The sequence below is a fragment of the Tardiphaga sp. 285_C5_N1_2 genome, assembly GCF_052076065.1.
GTDB classification, from domain to species: domain Bacteria; phylum Pseudomonadota; class Alphaproteobacteria; order Rhizobiales; family Xanthobacteraceae; genus Tardiphaga; species Tardiphaga robiniae.
The window spans coordinates 4056015-4070443 of the sequence record NZ_CP197241.1 but is presented as its reverse complement, the minus strand read 5'-3'; the positions used below and the strand labels follow the sequence as shown (position 1 = coordinate 4070443).

General features: G+C 61.4%; 14 protein-coding genes. 7 read left to right on the top strand and 7 right to left on the bottom strand.

Going from position 1 to position 14429, the window contains the following annotated elements; translation table 11 throughout:
* Positions 1–71: 71 nt before the first annotated feature.
* On the bottom strand, positions 72–521 hold the full coding sequence (locus AB7951_RS19315; protein WP_120288976.1) for a cupin domain-containing protein: 450 nt from the start codon (positions 519–521) through the stop codon (positions 72–74).
* Positions 522–788: 267 nt separating this feature from the next.
* Here AB7951_RS19315 and AB7951_RS19310 point away from each other — a divergent pair, with 267 nt between their 5' ends.
* The 5 genes from AB7951_RS19310 to AB7951_RS19290 all read left to right on the top strand — a co-directional run bounded on the left by AB7951_RS19310 (position 789) and on the right by AB7951_RS19290 (position 7452).
* On the top strand, positions 789–1817 hold the full coding sequence (locus AB7951_RS19310; RefSeq protein ID WP_120288977.1) for an AraC family transcriptional regulator: 1029 nt from the start codon (positions 789–791) through the stop codon (positions 1815–1817).
* Positions 1818–1903: 86 nt separating this feature from the next.
* Positions 1904–2665 carry an SDR family oxidoreductase gene (locus AB7951_RS19305; RefSeq protein ID WP_120288978.1) on the top strand — a complete coding sequence of 254 codons (762 nt, stop codon included), beginning with the start codon at positions 1904–1906 and terminating at the stop codon, positions 2663–2665.
* A 53-nt stretch (positions 2666–2718) separates the two neighbouring features.
* Complete coding sequence (locus AB7951_RS19300) at positions 2719–3561, top strand: enoyl-CoA hydratase family protein (protein WP_120288979.1); 843 nt, start codon at positions 2719–2721, stop codon at positions 3559–3561.
* Between the two features lie 151 nt (positions 3562–3712).
* Complete coding sequence (locus tag AB7951_RS19295) at positions 3713–6064, top strand: bifunctional salicylyl-CoA 5-hydroxylase/oxidoreductase (protein WP_120288980.1); 2352 nt, start codon at positions 3713–3715, stop codon at positions 6062–6064.
* A 137-nt stretch (positions 6065–6201) separates the two neighbouring features.
* A complete protein-coding gene (locus tag AB7951_RS19290) occupies positions 6202–7452 on the top strand; it encodes a flavin-dependent oxidoreductase (protein ID WP_120288981.1) in 1251 nt (416 codons plus the stop codon).
* A gap of 96 nt (positions 7453–7548) precedes the next feature.
* Here the strand turns inward: AB7951_RS19290 and AB7951_RS19285 are convergent, their stop codons facing one another.
* The 6 genes from AB7951_RS19285 to AB7951_RS19260 all read right to left on the bottom strand — a co-directional run bounded on the left by AB7951_RS19285 (position 7549) and on the right by AB7951_RS19260 (position 12712).
* Positions 7549–8004, bottom strand: coding sequence for a cupin domain-containing protein (locus tag AB7951_RS19285; RefSeq protein WP_441256026.1), 456 nt, complete (start codon positions 8002–8004; stop codon positions 7549–7551).
* Between the two features lie 60 nt (positions 8005–8064).
* The gene (locus AB7951_RS19280; protein ID WP_120288982.1) at positions 8065–8763 is read right to left on the bottom strand and encodes a branched-chain amino acid ABC transporter ATP-binding protein; all 699 of its coding nucleotides are present in this window, start codon (positions 8761–8763) and stop codon (positions 8065–8067) included.
* Positions 8763–9515: an ABC transporter ATP-binding protein gene (locus AB7951_RS19275; RefSeq protein ID WP_120288983.1), complete on the bottom strand. Its 753-nt coding sequence runs from the start codon at positions 9513–9515 to the stop codon at positions 8763–8765. Before AB7951_RS19275 ends, AB7951_RS19280 begins: the two co-directional genes overlap by 1 nt.
* The gene (locus tag AB7951_RS19270; RefSeq protein ID WP_120288984.1) at positions 9512–10501 is read right to left on the bottom strand and encodes a branched-chain amino acid ABC transporter permease; all 990 of its coding nucleotides are present in this window, start codon (positions 10499–10501) and stop codon (positions 9512–9514) included. The genes AB7951_RS19275 and AB7951_RS19270 overlap by 4 nt, the downstream gene beginning before the upstream one ends.
* 12 nt (positions 10502–10513) lie before the next feature.
* On the bottom strand, positions 10514–11434 hold the full coding sequence (locus tag AB7951_RS19265; protein WP_089267415.1) for a branched-chain amino acid ABC transporter permease: 921 nt from the start codon (positions 11432–11434) through the stop codon (positions 10514–10516).
* A 102-nt stretch (positions 11435–11536) separates the two neighbouring features.
* Positions 11537–12712: an ABC transporter substrate-binding protein gene (locus tag AB7951_RS19260; protein ID WP_120288985.1), complete on the bottom strand. Its 1176-nt coding sequence runs from the start codon at positions 12710–12712 to the stop codon at positions 11537–11539.
* Between the two features lie 339 nt (positions 12713–13051).
* On the opposite strand from AB7951_RS19260, the gene AB7951_RS19255 reads away from it, so the two are divergent.
* Positions 13052–13558, top strand: a complete 507-nt coding sequence (locus AB7951_RS19255; protein ID WP_170849792.1) for a MarR family winged helix-turn-helix transcriptional regulator — start codon at positions 13052–13054, stop codon at positions 13556–13558.
* Positions 13559–13577: 19 nt separating this feature from the next.
* Positions 13578–14387: an alpha/beta hydrolase gene (locus AB7951_RS19250; RefSeq protein ID WP_439068891.1), complete on the top strand. Its 810-nt coding sequence runs from the start codon at positions 13578–13580 to the stop codon at positions 14385–14387.
* Positions 14388–14429: the final 42 nt, after the last annotated feature.

Genomic DNA, 14429 nt, shown 5'->3' with positions numbered 1-14429 from the left:
GGTTCGCGCGCAGACGGGTGTCTGCGCGGAACGTCCGCGATGCAAAAAAAACTGGGTTCGGCTGTTGACGCCTAGTCGTTGGCTTCCGGTGGCAGGAAGTTCACTTCATGCTCAGCGGAGACCCGCACGATGGCTTCGATGTCGCTCATATTGTGCAATTGCCTGAACAAGGCTTCGAGCTTCTGTGTCGGCGAGACCCAGAACAGCGCGCGGGCCGGTTTGTCCGATTTGTTGAAATAGCCATGCGGAATGCCGCGGGGCAGGCGGACCAGATCGCCGGTATGGGCGCGGACCCACTGGCCGTCGAGCTTGAGGTCGAGAATACCCTCCTGCACTAGGATGAATTCTTCCTGGGTCGGATGGATATGCACCGGCACGAACTGGCCAGGATCGCTGTTGGTCTCGAAGGCAAAGGTGGAGTCGGTCACGGCCTTCGGGAAATAGACCTGTCCAAGGATATTCCACGTGGTGCCGTTATATCCGGTGCCGTTCTGGGTAATGCCTTTTTCAAGTGCCGCCATGGTCCTGCTCCCTTGGGTTTCACGTCTGCAAGGATGCTGCGTGACCTCGGGGTCTGTCTCTAGCCGTTGAACGAATCCGCTATCCAAACGACGAAATAATTACCGGCGCAGGCGGGGCGCGCGTACGCTGCGCTGCACACTCATGTTTGGAAGACGCCGGCCTGCGCATTCGTTGTGCAGCACGGCAATATTTGCGGCGGGGCGCCGACTATGCGGCGTGACGGGACATGGATAGTCTAGGCTTCAAATAACGCAGGCGATCGGACCATGGTGTTGGACGCAGCCGTATCAGGGAATGCCCAGCCGGCCCGCGCCGCAAGGCTTGCGGCGTTCTCCCGCGTCTTCACCAGGGATATCGACGAAGCTGCCGACTCGATCGGGCGCATCTTCTGTCCGCATGCGCTGGACCCCTTGCAGCGCTCCTGGCCGGATTTTCATGCGCTCCATAACTGTGCCGCGTTCGATGGCTTCTCCGTGAACTATGTCTCCTATGGCGGTGCGGTCTCCATCGATCCCGGCTGTCTCGATCGCTTCTTCCTGCTGCAGATCCCGATGCATGGCGGTGCCCGGATCAGTACGGGTGGCCGGACGATCGAGGTATCTGCAGGGCGTGTCGCTTCCTTGCTCTCGCCCACAATGCCTACAAAGATGGTCTGGCAGGACGATTGCGCAAAATTGATCCTGCTGGTCGAACGACGGCTCGTCGAGGAGCGCGCGGCGGCGCTGGCGGAGAAATCCGGAGCGGTCATCGAGTTTGATCCGGAGGTCGACCTCAATACGCCGTTCGGTCTCGCGATCCGGTCCCAGATCGAATATCTGGTCGATCTCGCGGAGCATCGTGGGCCGGGGCAGCAGATCTCGCCAATGATGGCGGCGACCCTGCGTGACTCCGTGATTGGACTGCTGCTGACCGGTCAGCGACATACGCTCACCGACACCATCGATCGCACCCTCGCGCGCCTTGGTCCGCTCCCGTCAGTGCTGAGAAAGGCACGGGACTATCTTGAGGCTCATGCCACCGAGCCGCTCGATCTCGATCGGCTCTCGCGCGCAGCTGGCATCGGGATACGTTCGCTGCAGCTCGGCTTTCAGAAGCATTTCGGCATGTCGATTTCCGATGCGCTGCTCGATATCCGGCTGACGCATTTGAATGCACGACTGCTGCGGGCCGCGCCGGGCCAGCGCGTTATTGATATGGCCTTCGATCTTGGCTTTACCCATCCGAGCCGGATGGCCAGCTTCTACCGCGCCCGCTACGGCGAGAGCCCGTCGGATACGCTCCGCCGCAGCCGCTAGCAGCATGGCCTGCCTGTTTCTTGCAAAAGCTTGAAGTATAAAATAATATCCAGGCCGGCTCATGGAGAGCCTGCGGAAGGTGACGCATGTCCGGATTGTCTCGCTCCCCCCACGCTCTGGTGACCGGCGGCGGCCGCGGCATCGGCCGCGCCATTGCAGCATCGTTGGTGCAGGCCGGCGCGACCGTCACCATCCTGGGTCGCAATCTTGCAGTGCTGAACGAGGTCGTTGCCGCTGATGACGCGCACCATGCGATGGCCGCCGACGTGTCCGATCAAGCCGCGCTGAATGCCGCGATTGCGGATGCCGCGAAACGCCAGCCGATCGATATTCTGGTGGCGAATGCGGGTGCTGCGGAGTCCGCGCCATTCGTGAAATCGGATGCAGCACTGTTCCAGCGCATGATGGACGTTAATTTCATGGGCGTCGTCTATGCAACGCAGGCTGTGCTGCCGGATATGGTCAAGCGCAAGAGCGGCCGCATCGTTGCGGTGGCTTCGACGGCTGGCCTCAAGGGCTATGGCTATGTCAGCGCCTATAGCGCTGCGAAACATGCTGTCATCGGCCTCGTGCGCTCGGTGGCGCTGGAAGTCGCGAAAAGCGGTGTCACCGTCAACGCAGTGTGCCCAGGCTTTACCGAAACCGATCTGCTGGAAGGCAGCATCGACAACATCATGAGCAAGACCGGCCGTACGCGCGAACAAGCTGTTGCCGAATTGGCGAAGCACAATCCGCAGGGCCGTCTGGTGACGCCCGGCGAGGTCGCCGATGCTGTGTTGTGGCTGTGCGGCACTGGCGCCAGTTCCATCACCGGCCAGAGCATCGCCGTCGCTGGCGGCGAAGTCTGATCGAACCGCAACAACAAGAACCGAACAAATTACCGGGAGCCAATATGTCAGTCATGGTCAAGAACAAGGTCGCCAATCCCGTCACGCTGCCGCTGGCCGAGTTCAAGCCTGAGCATTTCCTGCTGGCGGTGGCCGATGGCATCGCGACGGTGACGCTGAACAGGCCGGAACGCAAAAATCCGCTGACCTTCCAGAGCTACCGCGAACTGACGGATTTCTTCCGCGCCTGTGCGATGGATGACAACGTCAAGGTCGTGGTCGTCACCGGTGCCGGCGGCAATTTCTCGTCGGGCGGCGACGTGTTTGAAATCATCGGCCCCTTGATCGAGATGAATACCAAGGATCTCACCGCCTTCACGCGCATGACCGGCGATCTGGTCAAGGCGATGCGCGCCTGCCCGCAGCCGATCGTGGCGGCCGTGGAAGGCATCTGCGCTGGTGCCGGCGCGATCATGGCGATGGCTTCCGACATGCGTTTGGCGGCGACCGGCGCCAAGGTCGGTTTCCTGTTCAACAAGGTAGGTCTCGCCGGCTGCGATATGGGCGCCTGCGCGATCCTGCCGCGCATCATCGGCCAGTCCCGCGCCTCGGAGCTGCTCTACACCGGCCGTTTCATGAGCGCCGAGGAGGGAGAGCGCTGGGGCTTCTTCAGCCGCATCGTCGCGCCTGCAGAGGTGCTGAGCCAGGCGCAGACACTGGCCAGGCAGATTTCCGAAGGCCCGACCTATGCCAACACCATGACCAAGCGCATGCTGTCGATGGAGTGGGCGATGTCGGTGGAAGAGGCGATCGAAGCCGAGGCGGTGGCGCAGGCACTGTGCATGACCACGGAGGATTTCGCCCGGGCGTTCCATGCCTTCGCGAACAAGCAGAAGCCGAAGTTCGAGGGTAATTGAGACCCTCAATATGCGGGATCGACCATGAGCGCGCTGGTCACGATGATAATTTGATGTGCATCAAAGCTGGCGAATTGCCGGTTTGTCAGGCTTGCCAGGAATTGTTTTAGGTTTAAAATATCTCCATCCAGGCACGACTGCGGAGGCTGTCATGAAGATCGCGATTATCGGTGGCGGGCCGGCGGGCCTCTATTCTGCGATCCTGCTGAAGAAGCAGCGGCCGCAGGCGGAGATCACGGTCTATGAGCGCAACCGCCCTGACGATACCTTCGGTTTCGGTGTGGTGTTCTCCGACGCCACCCTCGATAATTTCGAGAAATACGATCTTCCCAGCTATCAGCGCATCACCCAGGAATTCGCTTACTGGGACGATATCGCCGTGCACTTCCGCGGCACTGTCCACCGCGTCGGCGGCAACGGCTTCTGCGGCTGTTCGCGCCGTACGCTGCTGATGATCCTGCAGGACCGGGCACGTGAACTTGGCGTCCATCTGCTGTTCGAGGTCGATATCACCGACGAAGCACGTTTCGCGGATGCAGATCTGATCGTGCTGGCCGATGGTATCAATAGCCACTTCCGCAACAAATATATCGAGCACTTCGCGCCGGAAGTGGATCTTCGGTCGAACAAGTTCACCTGGATGGGCTCGACCAAGCCGCTCGATGCTTTCACCTTCCTGTTCCAGGAAACCGAGTGGGGGCCGTTCATTGCGCACGCCTATCAGTATGAGGCTGGCCGCTCGACCTGGATCTTCGAGACCGATCCGGAGACCTTCAGGCGCGCCGGCCTCGAAGGCCTTGGTGAGCAGGACTCCGCCGATCGGATGCACGATATTTTCAAGGACTTCCTCGGCGACCACAAGCTGCTGATCAACCGTTCGATGTGGCGCAACTTTCCGATGATCCGCAACAAGCGCTGGGTCAAGGACAACATGGTGCTGCTTGGCGACGCCAAGGCGACTGCGCATTTCTCCATCGGTTCGGGCACCAAGCTCGCCATGGAAGATGCCATCGCATTGCATGATGCAATGGCGAAGGCGCCTACTGTTGAGGCCGGGTTGCACGACTACGAACACGGTCGCCGCGAGGAGGTCGAGAAGATCCAGCATTCAGCGGATGTGTCGCTGGTCTGGTTCGAGCATGTGGATCGCTTCTGGGATTTCGACCCCGTGCAGTTCGCCTTTGGCGTCATGACCCGTGCCAAGGCGATTACCTACGATAACCTGACGCTGCGCGCGCCGGACTTCGTCAAGGAAGTCGACAAGTCGTTTGCGCAGAAGGTGCAGGCGCAGGGCTTCGACGTTGATGTCGATAAGCCGGAAGTGCCGATGTTCCAGCCGTTCAAGATGCGGGATATGGTGCTGGCGAACCGCGCGGTCGTCTCGCCGATGTGCATGTATTCAGCGGAAGAGGGCGTGCCGAACGATTTCCATCTGGTGCATTACGGCTCGCGCGCCATCGGCGGCGCCGGTCTCGTCTTCACCGAAATGGTCTGTGTTGGCCGTGACGCACGCATCACGCCCGGCTGCGCAGGTCTGTGGACCGACGAGCAGGAAGCGCAGTGGAAGCGTATTGTCGATTTCGTGCGCAACACGTCCGCCGCCAAGATCTGCCTGCAGCTCGGTCATGCCGGCCGCAAGGGCGCGACCAAACTGATGTGGGACGGCATGGACCGCCCGCTCGCCGATGGCGCTTGGGACATCGTGTCGGCGTCGCCGCTGCCGTATTATCCGGATAGTCAGGTGCCCGCGGAGATCGACCGTGCGGCCATGGATCGCGTCAAGTCAGAGTTCGTGGCAGCGACGATCCGCGGTGATCGCTGTGGCTTCGACATGCTCGAGATGCACACGGCGCACGGCTATCTGCTGGCGAGTTTCCTGTCGCCGCTGACCAACAAGCGCACCGATGAATATGGCGGCTCCCTTGAGAACCGGCTGCGCTTCCCCCTCGAAGTGTTCGAGGCCATGCGCGCGGCATGGCCGGCGCACAAGCCGATGTCGGTTCGCTTCTCGGCGACCGACTGGGCCGAGGGTGGCAACACCGGTGACGATGCGGTGCAGATCGCCCGCGCCTTCGCCGAAGCCGGTGTCGATCTCGCCGATATCTCGACAGGCCAAACCGTCAAGGAGTCGCGTCCGATCTACGGCCGCATGTTCCAGACGCCGTTCTCGGATCAGGTCCGCAATGAGGCCCGCGTCGCCACCATGTGCGTCGGCAACATCACCTCCGCCGATCAGGTCAATACGATCCTGGCCGCCGGCCGTGCGGACCTCGTCGCGCTCGGCCGTCCGCACCTGACTGACCCGTCCTTCACCATCAAGGCGGCTGCCTGGTATGGTGCAAAGGACGCCTATTGCCCGCCACAATATATGCCCGGCAAGGATCAGATTTTCCGCAACAGCGTCAGGGACAAGCAGGATTTCGAAGACCTGAAAATTAAGGCTAAGCCGAAGACCCGCGCCGAGATGCGTGCGGAGGCGGCAAAGCCACTTGCAGCTGAATGACTGGGCATGCGAGTTTATTGATCACAATCGTAGGATGGGTAGAGCGAAGCGAAACCCATGACTGCGGCGCGTATCGTTGATGGGTTTCGCAAGGGCTCTACCCATCCTACGGCATTGTATCGAGTGGAGTTGGTCTGATGAAAGCAATCATCGTGGGTGGCGGAGTCGGCGGTTTGACCACCGCCTTGATGCTGCGGGCGCGGGGCATCAATTGCGAGCTCTACGAACAGGCTGACACCATCCGCGAACTCGGCGTTGGCATCAACACGCTGCCGCACGCGATCCGCGAACTCACCGGTCTCGGCCTGCTCGATCGGCTCGATGCGGTCGCGATCCGCACCGATGAATTGCATTATCTCAATCGCCACGGTCAGGAAGTCTGGCGCGAGAAGCGCGGCTACGGCGCTGGTCATGACGTGCCGCAATTCTCGATCCACCGCGGACGTCTGCAGACCGTGATCCATCGCGCTGTCGAAGAGCGCCTTGGACCTGAAGCGATCCACACCGGTCGTCGGCTCGGTCACTTCACGCAAGACGAAGGTGGCGTCACCGCCTATTTCTTCGATCGCAATAACAACCATGTCGAAACCGCGCGCGGCGACATCCTGATCGGCGCCGACGGCATCCACTCCAAGGTTCGGAGCACGCTGTTCCCGAACGAAGGACATCCGGTCTGGAACGGCCTGATGCTGTGGCGCGGTGCGCGCGACTGGCCGGCTTTCCTCACCGGCAACTCGATGATCGTCGCCGGCGGTCTCCACGCCAAGGTCGTGATCTATCCGATTGCCGAAGGTGAGACGCCGGGCAACCGGCTGACCAACTGGGCCGTGCTGGTGAAGACCGGCGAGGGTGGCACGCTGCCGCCGCGCCGCGAGGACTGGTCACGTCCCGGCAAGCGTGACGAATTGATGCCGCATGTGGCGCGTTTCAATGTGCCGCACATCGACGTGCCGGCGCTGATCACGGCGACCCCGGAATTCTGGGAATATCCCTGCTGCGACCGCGACCCGCTGCCGTACTGGTCGGGCGGCCGCGTCACGCTGCTTGGTGACGCTGCGCATCCGATGTATCCGGTCGGCTCCAACGGCGCCTCCCAGGCTATCCTCGATGCGCGCGCGCTGGCTGACTCGCTGGCCCATGCCGAACATCCGCGCCAGGCGCTGATGGCCTATGAGCGCAAGCGCCTGCCGATGACGGCCGAGATCGTGCGCTCCAACCGTCGCGGTGGCCCGGAGGGCGTGATCGATGCCGTCGAGCAGATTGCGCCGGATGGCTTCGACAATGTCGAGAACGTCCTGAGCTACGCCCAGCGCGAAGCTATCGTGAAGGGTTATGCGCACAAGGCTGGCTTTGCGGCGCAGCCCGGGCTTGCGGTGGTGAACGGCTGATCCAACCGCTAAACGCGCGATCAAGTTGATACGAAAATGGCCGGGCTCTTTGCCCGGCCATTTTGCGTTGATGTCTGAAGCTAAAAGCGCCGCGCCTCACGCCCCGGGAGGCGGCGGCAGGAAGTGGATGTTGTATTCGGCAGCGAGCGCCACAACGTCCTCGGGCTTCTGTTCTTTCATGTTGTGGATCGCCCAGAACAGGTCATAGAGCCGGCGGCTCGGCGAAACCCAGAACAGCACTTTGGCGTTCTGATCGGACTTGTTGAAGATGCCGTGCGGAATGCCGCGCTGCAGGCGCACGAGATCGCCCGGCGTAGCTGACGTTTCAGAGCCGCCGAGGAAGAAGTCGAGCTTGCCTTCGAGAATGTAGAGATACTCATCCTGGTCAGGATGGATGTGCGGCGGCACGAAGGTGCCGGGCGGGAAGGTGGCGTGCCACGAGAACGAATCCTCGGTGCAGTTCTTGGGCACATATGTCTGGCCGAGGATGTTCCAGGTGATGCCCTGCATGCCTTCATTGGCGCGGGTGATGCCGGCGATCTCGATTTTCATGGTTGGTCCTTCCTTGGGTCACGCATTACGTCGCGTCGGGTGGTACTCGAAAACAGTTGATCAAACGTGGAGGAAACGATCCTTCACGGTGGAGTCGTTCTTGAGCTGCTCGGATGTGCCGGTCCACACGACACGGCCCTTTTCGATGACCACGTGGCGATCGGCGAAGCCGGCCAGCGCATCGACATTCTTGTCGATCACCAGAATGGACTGACGCTCGGCCTTGAGCTTCTTCAGGCAATTCCAGATCTCAAGTCGAATGAGCGGCGCGAGGCCTTCGGTGGCCTCATCGAGAATGAGCAATTTCGGATTGGTCATCAGCGCGCGGCCGACGGCCAGCATCTGCTGCTCGCCGCCCGACAACTGCGTGCCGAGATTGCTGCGACGTTCCTTGAGGCGCGGAAACAGCTCGTAGATCTTGTCGAGCGTCCAGCGCGCCGGCGGATGCCGGACGGCGGCGGTGGCAACCAGGTTTTCCTCGACGGTCAGCGTCGGGAAGATCTGGCGGCCCTCGGGCACGAGACCGATGCCTGCCTGGGCGATGCGATAGGACGGCAGCCCGGCCATCGGCTTGTCGTCGAAGGTGACGGTGCCGCCGGTTGGATGGATCAGGCCCATGATAGCGTTGATGGTGGTCGTCTTGCCCATGCCGTTGCGGCCGAGCAGGGTGACGACCTCGCCGGCATTGATGGTGAGCGAGATATCGAACAGGACCTTGGCCGCGCCGTAAGCCGCTTGGAGATTTGAGACTGAGAGCATCAGGCGGCCTCCTCGCCGAGATAGGCGCCGCGCACTTCCGCATTGTCACGAATGCTCTGCGGCGAACCGGACGCGATGATGCGGCCATAAACCAGGACCGAGACCCGGTCAGCCAGCGCGAAGACGGCGTCCATATCGTGCTCGATCAGCATGATGGGAAGCTCCTTGCGCAGCTCCTGTAGCGTGTTGATCAGCCGCTGCGATTCATCGTGGCTGGTGCCGGCGAGGGGTTCGTCGAGCAGCAGCAGTTTCGGCTTCGCCGCTAGCGCAATGGCGATTTCGAGCTGGCGTTTCTCGCCATGCGACATCTGCCCGGCCGGCACGCCTGCGCGAGCAGCGAGGCCGAAGCGTGACAGCAGGGCCATGGCGGTGTCGTTCAGCGCCGGCTCCTTGGATGCATTGCCGAAGAAACTGAAGCTCGAGCCGCTGCGTGCCTGAACGGCGATGGCGACATTCTCCAGCGCCGAGAAGCGCGGCAGGATCGAGGTGATCTGGAACGAGCGCACCAGGCCCATCCGCGCACGCTCTGCCATTGGCAAACGCGAGACGTCCTGGCCGTCAAAGATAATGCGGCCGGAGTCCGATTGCGCGTGGCCGGAGATCTGGTGGATCAGCGTGGTCTTGCCGGCGCCGTTGGGGCCGATGATGGCGTGCAATTCGCCGGCCTCGATATTCAGCGACACGTCGTCGGTGACACGCAGGGCGCCGTAGTTCTTGCAGATGTTCTGCAGCTGAAGCGGAGCGCTGCTCATGATTTGCTCCCGAACAATCCGGTAATGCCGCCGCGGGCATAGAGCACGACGAGAATGAGGATGGGTCCGAAGATCAGTGCCCAGTTCTCCGTGTAATGCGACAGGATATCTGCGAGCAGGCTGAACACGGCTGCGCCGATGATCGCGCCATGCAGTGAGCCGAGACCGCCGAGCACGAGTACGAAGATCAGGTCGCCAGAGCGCTGCCAGGCCGTATAGGCAGGGCTGACGAACTCGGTCTGGTTGGCCAGCAAAAAGCCCGACACGCCAGCAATCATGCCGGCAATGACATAGGCCGTGAGCTGATAGCGATACGGCGCAAAGCCGATCGCTTCCATGCGTACGGGATTCTCGCGAATGCCGCGTAGCACCCGACCGAAGCGGGACGCGACGATAGCGCGGAGCAGCAGATAAGCGCCGAGCAGCACGCCGAAGGCGACATAATACATCGCCACGTCGTTCTTCAGGAACTTGGAGCCGAAGAACATGCTGCGCGAGGCCAGCGTCAGCCCGTCGTCGCCGCCATAGGCAGCCAGCGAAGTGCCGAGGAAGAACAGCATCTGGCCGAAAGCCAGCGTGATCATGATGAAATAGACGCCCTTGGTCCGCAGCGAGATCGCGCCTGTGAAGAGAGCGAAGATGAGCGAGACGCCGAGCGCCACCGCAAGCTGGATGAAGCCGTCGGTGATGCCGTGGCTGGCAAGGATCGCAACGCTGTAGGCGCCGAGGCCGACATAGGCGGCATGGCCGAACGAGATCATGGCGCCGTAGCCGATCAGCAGATCGAGCGACATGGCAGCCAGCGCCAGGATCATGATGCGAGTAACCAGCGCGAGAATGAAGCTCTGCGATCCCCACAGCACCGAGAGCGGCACAAGGGCGAAGATCGCGAAAACGATCAGCGGCAGCACATAGGCGCGGCTGGTACGCAGCGGCGTTGCGAGGGCAGGCGAAGCGGGGGTGTCGAGGTCGACGAGATTGTTCATGGTCTGCTCCCGTTACTGCTTGGACGGGAACAGGCCGGATGGCCGGAAGAACAGCACCGCAGCCATCAGGATATAGATCAGCATCGGCGCAATGGCGCGGCCGGTCTGGCTGGCCGCCGAGGGATCGAGCAGCAGCTTGAGCAGCGTGGGCGCGAAGAAACGTCCGAGCGTATCGACGAGACCGATCAGCAGCGCCGCGATGAAGGCACCGCGGATCGAGCCGATGCCGCCGATGACGATCACCACGAAAGCAAGAATGAGCACGTTGTCGCCCATGCCGGGCTCTACCGAGAGGATCGGTGCAACCATGGCGCCGGCGAAGCCCGCAAGCATGGCGCCGACGCCGAACACGATGGTGAACAGCAGGCGGATGTTGACGCCCAGCGCGGAGACCATGGCAGCGTTGCTGGCGCCGGCACGCACGAGCATGCCAAGCTTGGTCTTATTGACGACGAGATAGAGCGCGAGGCCGACAGCAAGACCGACGGCGATGATGACGAGACGCCACACCGGATAGAGCATGCCGTCGGTGATCTCGACCGCGCCGGACAGCGCGTCAGGAATTGCAACATTTAGCGGCGCAGCGCCCCAGATGTATTTCACGGCCTGATTGAGGAAGATGATGACCCCAAAGGTCGCGAGCACCTGATCGAGATGGTCCCGGTCATACAGGTGCCGAAAGATCAGGACCTCCAGCAGGAGCCCGAAAATCAGGGCTGCTGGTAGCGCCAGTGCGAGGCCGGCGACGAAACTTCCGGTCATGGCGGTGAAGGCGGCGACCAGATAGGCGCCGACCATGTATTGCACGCCATGCGCAAGATTGATGAAGTCCATGACGCCGAACACCAGCGTGAGGCCGGCGGCGATCAGGAACAGGATCAATCCGAACTGCAGGCCGTTCAGGATCTGGACGAGGGCAAGCGTGAGGGTCATCAGATAACTTGGTTTCTATACTGAGATAAACACGGGCCGATAAAACACCGGGCCGTCCCGCCTTCGCGGCAACGGCCCGGTGATGAGTGATCGCCAGGGCGATTACTGCGCAGCGCAGTCCTTGGCGTAGCGATCGCCGTAGTTCGAGAACACCTTCTCGACGATCTCGGTCTGGAACTTGCCGTCAGCGCGCTTGGCCACCTTGGTCAGGAAGAAGTCCTGAACGGGATAGCCGTTGTTGCTGAACTTGAAGCCGCCACGGATCGACGGGAAGTCGGCCTTCTTCATGGCTGCAGCCACCTTGGCCTTGTCCGAGAGGTCGCCCTTCACGGCAACGACGGCGCTGTTGATCAGCATGGCCGCGTCATAGGACTGGAAGGCGTAGGTCGCCGGCACGCTACTATAGGCCTTCTCGTATTCTGCCACGAACTTCTTGTTCTGCGGAGTGTCGAGGGTCGGTGCCCAGTTCGAGCCACCGAACATGCCGATCGCCGCGTCCTGCTGGGCCGGCAGCGTCGATTCATCGACGGTGAAGGTCGACAGGAACGGAATGCGGTCGAGCAGGCCGGCCTGCTTGTACTGCTTGACGAGGTTCACGCCCATGCCGCCCGGCATGAAGGTGAGCACGGCATCAGGCTTCATCGAAGCGATCTTGGAGAGTTCGGCCTGGAAGTCGAGCGTGCCGAGCGGGATGAAGGATTCCTCAAGGATCTCGCCCTTGAAGTCCATCTTCACGCCGGCGACGAAGTCCTTGCCGGCCTGATAGTTCGGGGTCATCAGGTAGATCTTCTTGTAGCCGCGCTTCTGGGCGACGTTACCGAGGATCTGGTGGATCTGGTCGTTCTGATACGACGTCACATAGAAATACGGATTGCACTCCTTGCCGGCATAGCTCGACGGGCCGGCATTCGGCGAGATCAGGAAGGTCTTGTTCTCGGTGACCGGCTTGTGGATCGCGCCCAGGATGTTGGAGAAGATCGGACCGACCACGAAGTCGACCTTGTCGCGCTCCAGCAGGCCTTTGACCTTGGTCACGGCGACGTCGGGTTTGAGTTCGTCATCGACGACGATGACTTCGACATCCTTGCCGCCCATCTTGCCGCCGAGATCCTTTACGGCGAGGTTGAAGCCGTCGCGCGCCTGCTGGCCGAGCACGGCACCGGCGCCCGACAGCGACACGATCACGCCGACCTTGATCTTTTCCTGAGCCATGGCCGGGATGGCCGAAACGCTCATCATCAGGGCGGCCAAACCGGCCAATTTGAGAGACTGCTTCATTAACTTCTCCTCCACTCGGCTGCGACAGGCAGCCGAAAAATGCGCCAACCCAAAATTTGTTCTTTTGCCTAGCTTATGCTCACCACGGCGGCAGCCGCAAGCAGCGTAAGTGATCTGCAGGCTCAAGAAATCAGTCGATTTGGCTATGCAAACCGCAGGCCAATTTATTTGAACCTTAAAGAAATATTCAAAATCGACGGCGGTCAAGGCTGCGGCGTTTTGGCTTGCGGTCGGGCGGAAATTCCTTGAAGGTCAAAGGATCGGCGCCGGGGCGGTACGAGATTGTGGATTGCCGGTCTCGTGGCCGCCGCGGGAGCTCCAAGCAGGTAAGATTGCATCATGATTCTCGATTCCGAGACCAAGGCTGTCGAACTTCCCGATGATCACGGCGATGAGCTGCGCCTGTGGCTCCGGCTCCTGACCTGTACGACATTGATCGAGGGTGAAGTCCGCAGCCGCTTGCGCGAACGCTTCGATGTTACGCTCCCACGCTTCGATCTGATGGCTCAGCTCGACAAAGTGCCCGACGGTATGACCCTGTCGGATGTCTCGAAGCGCATGATGGTGTCGAACGGCAACGTGACCGGCCTGGTCGAGCGTCTTGTCGAATCCGGCCACGTCGATCGCCGCACCTCCGACACCGATCGTCGGGTTCAGGTGATCCGGCTCACCAAACTAGGCCGCGCGGAGTTCCGCAAGATGGCCGAAGAACACGAGACCTGGATCGCTGAAATCTTCACGGATCTGGCGCCGAAGGATGTCCGCGAACTGATGCGTTTACTGGCCAAGACCAAGGCTTCTGCGCAGAAAGCGGCGCAAAAGGCAGCGAACGGCAAGGTGCCGTAAACGCGACGCGGTGAGTGCAGTGATCGATCTCGAAGCCGAATACAACAATCGCGCAAAAGTCCCGGAAAGCTCTGCGCTGATCGCCGGCTGGGCACAGGACGCCAAAGCCTATCGCGACAGCGGCGTGCAGATGCGGGCCATTCCATATGGCTCAGGCGCACGGCACACGATCGACTACTTTCCCGCCGGCGACAAAGGTCCGATTGTCGTCTTCATTCACGGTGGCTACTGGCAGGCGCTGGATGCCTCGTTCTTCAGCCATCTGGCGCGCGGGCTGAACAGCCATGGCATCAGCGTGGCGATCCCCAGCTACGATTTGTGTCCGAACGTCTCGGTCGGTGATATCATCGCGCAGATGCGTGCGGCGACCCGCGAGCTGGCGAAGCTCGGCAGGCGGCTCGTCGTGTCGGGCCATTCGGCGGGCGGTCATCTCGCGGCCTGCATGCTGGCGACGGACTGGCGCGCGCTCGATTCCGCGCTGCCGCAGGACCTGATTGTCGGTGCTTATGCGATCTCCGGCCTGTTCGATCTGGCACCGCTGGTGCCGACGTCCATCAACAATGCATTGTATTTGAACGATGCCGGCGCCCGTGAGGTCAGTCCGTTGTTCTGGCCGGCGCCTTTGCACGGGTCTCTCGATGCGGTGGTTGGCAGCGACGAGGGTGTCGAATATTTGCGACAGAGCCAAAGCATTGTCGATGCCTGGGGTATCCATATTCCCGCGCGCTTCGAGGCGCTTCCCGGCGCAAATCATTTTACCGCCGTCGCACCGCTAGCCGATCCGCAGTCCGCCATGGTGCTGCGGCTAAAGGCGCTGGCCACGCTTTAGGCTGACTTGCCTAAACAATCCGCGCAAATCGACGTTGTCAGC

What these genes read in the sequence shown, in the direction of transcription:
- AB7951_RS19315 (WP_120288976.1), bottom strand. Translation starts at nt 521, where the DNA reads ATGGCGGCACTTGAAAAAGGCATTACCCAGAACGGCACCGGATATAAC.
- AB7951_RS19310 (WP_120288977.1), top strand. Translation starts at nt 789, where the DNA reads ATGGTGTTGGACGCAGCCGTATCAGGGAATGCCCAGCCGGCCCGCGCC.
- AB7951_RS19305 (WP_120288978.1), top strand. Translation starts at nt 1,904, where the DNA reads ATGTCCGGATTGTCTCGCTCCCCCCACGCTCTGGTGACCGGCGGCGGC.
- AB7951_RS19300 (WP_120288979.1), top strand. Translation starts at nt 2,719, where the DNA reads ATGGTCAAGAACAAGGTCGCCAATCCCGTCACGCTGCCGCTGGCCGAG.
- AB7951_RS19295 (WP_120288980.1), top strand. Translation starts at nt 3,713, where the DNA reads ATGAAGATCGCGATTATCGGTGGCGGGCCGGCGGGCCTCTATTCTGCG.
- AB7951_RS19290 (WP_120288981.1), top strand. Translation starts at nt 6,202, where the DNA reads ATGAAAGCAATCATCGTGGGTGGCGGAGTCGGCGGTTTGACCACCGCC.
- AB7951_RS19285 (WP_441256026.1), bottom strand. Translation starts at nt 8,004, where the DNA reads ATGAAAATCGAGATCGCCGGCATCACCCGCGCCAATGAAGGCATGCAG.
- AB7951_RS19280 (WP_120288982.1), bottom strand. Translation starts at nt 8,763, where the DNA reads ATGCTCTCAGTCTCAAATCTCCAAGCGGCTTACGGCGCGGCCAAGGTC.
- AB7951_RS19275 (WP_120288983.1), bottom strand. Translation starts at nt 9,515, where the DNA reads ATGAGCAGCGCTCCGCTTCAGCTGCAGAACATCTGCAAGAACTACGGC.
- AB7951_RS19270 (WP_120288984.1), bottom strand. Translation starts at nt 10,501, where the DNA reads ATGAACAATCTCGTCGACCTCGACACCCCCGCTTCGCCTGCCCTCGCA.
- AB7951_RS19265 (WP_089267415.1), bottom strand. Translation starts at nt 11,434, where the DNA reads ATGACCCTCACGCTTGCCCTCGTCCAGATCCTGAACGGCCTGCAGTTC.
- AB7951_RS19260 (WP_120288985.1), bottom strand. Translation starts at nt 12,712, where the DNA reads ATGAAGCAGTCTCTCAAATTGGCCGGTTTGGCCGCCCTGATGATGAGC.
- AB7951_RS19255 (WP_170849792.1), top strand. Translation starts at nt 13,052, where the DNA reads ATGATTCTCGATTCCGAGACCAAGGCTGTCGAACTTCCCGATGATCAC.